Raw genomic sequence first — 3,245 nt, forward strand, 5'->3', positions numbered from 1 at the left:
TATAAATTTTAATATAATTCAATTTGAAATAATTAAATTTTAACTCAAAATTATAATAAGTATTAAAAATTATCGATTTATCTTACTTTCTCTCCCCTATTTGTTGTCTCCACATCGCATAATACAAGCCTTTTTCCAGAAGTAATTCCTCATGTTTACCTTGCTCAATAATTTTTCCTTGTTCCAATACAAAAATTGTATCGGCATGCATAATCGTTGAAAGTCGGTGCGCAATCAAAACCGTAATCCTATTGGAGTCTGAAATAGTTCTAATAGTAGAATTAATTTCTTCTTCGGTAATCGAATCCAATGCCGAAGTAGCTTCGTCAAAAATTAATAAATTGGGGTTTCTTAAAATAGCACGTGCGATAGACAATCGCTGTTTTTCGCCTCCTGACACTTTTATTCCGCCTTCGCCAATGGTCGAATTTAATCCATCTTGCGCGCGTTGCAATAAGGTTTTACAACTGGCTCTTTTTAAAACATCATGCAATTCTTCATCGGTTGCTTCGGGTTTTACGAACAATAAATTCTCGCGAATCGTTCCCGAAAATAATTGGGCGTCTTGGGTAACAAATCCTAATTGTTGACGCAACTCTAATAAATCAATAGCGGTAGATTTTATCCCATTATACAAAACTTTACCTTGTGCTGGCGGATACAATCCCACTAACAATTTTACTAGAGTGGTTTTACCCGCGCCAGAAGGGCCAACAAAAGCAACGGTTTCGCCTTTTTTGATAGTGAAATTGATATTCTCAACAGCCGGAAAATGAGCAGTTTTGTGTTTAAAACTCACATTCAAAAATTGTAGTGATTCAATTTTAGCTATTGATTTTGGATTTTCAGGTCGGTACTCTGATTGGGTATTCAACAAATTTTGGAAGTTTTCTAGAGATACTTTGGTTTCGTTTCGAACAATTATAAACGAACTTAATTCTTGTAGTGGATTAAAAATAAAGAAAGTAAAGAAAACCATCGTCAATAAATCCCCAACTAAAATTTTATCGCCAAATAAAAAATAATACAAAGTAAAAACCACACAAGTTCTCATTAGATGAACGGTTGTTCCTTGAATAAAACTTAAACTGCGAATGAATCTGATTTTTTGTAATTCAAGACCTAATATTTTTTGAGTATTGGAGTTCAACCTTTGCTCTTCTTGTTGCGTTAAACCCAAACTTTTAACTAATTCTATGTTTCGCAAACTTTCGGTTGTAGAGCCTGCTAGAGAATTAGTTTGAGAAACTATTCTGCGGGATATAATTTTTATCTTCTTTCCTAAAAAAGAACTTAAAACAGCTATGATTGGAGCCGAAATTAAAAAGATAAAAGAGATACGATAATCAATTCTAGAAATGTAAATGATAACAAAAACAAAACCTACAATGGTTTGAAAAATTAAGGAAATAGACAACGTAATCAACTTCTCGGAATCGGTTCTAACTTTTTGCAATCTGCTCAAAGTTTCGCCACTGCGTTGGTCTTCAAATTCTTCATAAGGCAAATCCAGTGATTTTTTAATTCCGTCAGTATACATCTCCGCACCAGTCCTTTGAATGACAATATTAGTAAAATAATCCTGAAAGTTTTTGGTTAAACGCGAAATCATTGAAACTCCCAACGAAAGCATCAACCAAAAACCAACAGATTTAATAAAACCGAGTTCGTTTCCTTTGTATTTAGCAATACCCACACCACAATCCTGCATCAATTTACCTGTAATAATCGAATCGCTCAAACTGAAACAGATGTTGATTGCTGCCATTATTAAGGCGAAAAACAATAATGTTTTGTGTTGTTTTAAATAGGAATATAATAGGTTCATTTTATAAATTTTAAAATGGCAAAAATAAGGAATAATTAAGCAATTTCTAGTTAACAATGTTATTTGATTGCTATTTTGTATTTTTGAATATTAAACCCATTTCGAATGAACTTTACTACCAAAATTTCGATTCTAAAATCGACTCAACCCATTGATTATAGTTCTAAATTACTATTGTTAGGTTCTTGTTTTGCAGAAAATATGGGAGATAAATTAGAGTATTTCAAGTTCGAAAATACGGTGAATCCCTTTGGTATTATTTTTAATCCCGTTTCTATTGAAAGGTTAATAGAAAGAATTGTAAATGAAATTGAATTTACCGAAAAAGACCTTTTTTTTCACAACGAGCGTTGGCATTGTTACGAAGTTCATTCGGATTTGAGTCATGAAAACAAAGACCAATTTCTTGAAAATTTAAATGCTATTCTCGAATCAACAAATAACCAAATAACACAATCCACACACCTTATTATTACTTACGGAACATCCTGGATTTACAAGTTGAAATCGACCAACGAAGTAGTAGCAAATTGTCATAAAGTGCCACAGGCAGCATTTGAAAAAGAAATTTTATCTTTAGAAATTCTCAAAAAATCGATTCAAAACACGATAGATTTAATTCAAAAAGTGAATCCGAACTGCAGTTTTATTTTCACCATTTCTCCTGTTCGCCACCTCAAAGACGGTTTTGTAGAAAATCAACGAAGTAAAGCGCATCTTATTACTGCTTTGCCATCTGCAATCTATAATCTGTCATCCGCAACCTACTTCCCTTCCTACGAAATCATTATGGACGAATTGCGCGATTATCGTTTTTATGCCGAAGATATGTTGCATCCGAGTCAAGTGGCGATAGATTATATTTGGGAGCGATTTTCAGAGACTACTATTTCCTATGAAAGTCATTCGGTTATGAAAGAAGTCGAAACGATTCAAAAAGGATTAGCGCACCGACCTTTTAATCCAAACTCCGAAAGTCATCAGCAATTTTTGTCAAAACTTGAAGAAAAAAAGGCTTTGATTCAAAAGCAATTTCCCAAAATTATTTTTTAAATTTTATTGATTTTATAACATTAAACCTTTGAGTTTAATTATTAATTCCATCAATTATATTTTTTTCGTAAAAAAAATAAAGAAATTTATCTGATTCTCGATGCAATTTTCTATTAAAAATAAATCGGATTAGCTAAAATTTATTTCTTAATCTCCCCGGTTCTCTTATCAAATCCATACGGACAATGACGACAGCCATTTTTACAACAATAGCCTTTTTTTAAATGGTACTTTTCCGTAAAACATTTATAGCCTTCAGGGGTAAAATAAAAATCTTCTCCTTCGATTAAATTATTTTCTTTACTTTGTTCGTTCATAGCTGCAAATTTAAAAACTTTCATTAGTATGTTCCTAATTGTTAGTC

At 32.1% G+C, this 3,245-nt stretch carries 3 protein-coding genes; 1 reads left to right on the forward strand and 2 read right to left on the reverse strand.

Annotation, left to right across the window (positions count from 1 at the left end):
* Nucleotides 1-82 precede the first annotated feature (82 nt).
* Nucleotides 83-1,828 (reverse strand): ABC transporter ATP-binding protein, encoded by a 1,746-nt coding sequence (locus ACKVOD_RS10640; protein ID WP_409209447.1) that lies wholly within the window; start codon nucleotides 1,826-1,828, stop codon nucleotides 83-85.
* A 105-nt stretch (nucleotides 1,829-1,933) separates the two neighbouring features.
* Between ACKVOD_RS10640 and ACKVOD_RS10645 the strand changes: the two genes are divergently transcribed.
* Nucleotides 1,934-2,881, forward strand: a complete 948-nt coding sequence (locus tag ACKVOD_RS10645) for a GSCFA domain-containing protein (RefSeq protein WP_409209448.1) — start codon at nucleotides 1,934-1,936, stop codon at nucleotides 2,879-2,881.
* Between the two features lie 140 nt (nucleotides 2,882-3,021).
* On the opposite strand, the gene ACKVOD_RS10650 is transcribed toward ACKVOD_RS10645, so the two are convergent.
* Nucleotides 3,022-3,198 (reverse strand): DUF5522 domain-containing protein, encoded by a 177-nt coding sequence (locus ACKVOD_RS10650; protein ID WP_409209449.1) that lies wholly within the window; start codon nucleotides 3,196-3,198, stop codon nucleotides 3,022-3,024.
* Nucleotides 3,199-3,245: the final 47 nt, after the last annotated feature.

This window comes from Flavobacterium sp. (assembly GCF_046155325.1).
Classification (GTDB): Bacteria; Bacteroidota; Bacteroidia; order Flavobacteriales; family Flavobacteriaceae; genus Flavobacterium.

Bases quoted from the DNA above. Each gene is read 5' to 3' on its own strand.
- ACKVOD_RS10640 (WP_409209447.1), bottom strand. From the start codon at position 1,828: ATGAACCTATTATATTCCTATTTAAAACAACACAAAACATTATTGTTT.
- ACKVOD_RS10645 (WP_409209448.1), top strand. From the start codon at position 1,934: ATGAACTTTACTACCAAAATTTCGATTCTAAAATCGACTCAACCCATT.
- ACKVOD_RS10650 (WP_409209449.1), bottom strand. From the start codon at position 3,198: ATGAACGAACAAAGTAAAGAAAATAATTTAATCGAAGGAGAAGATTTT.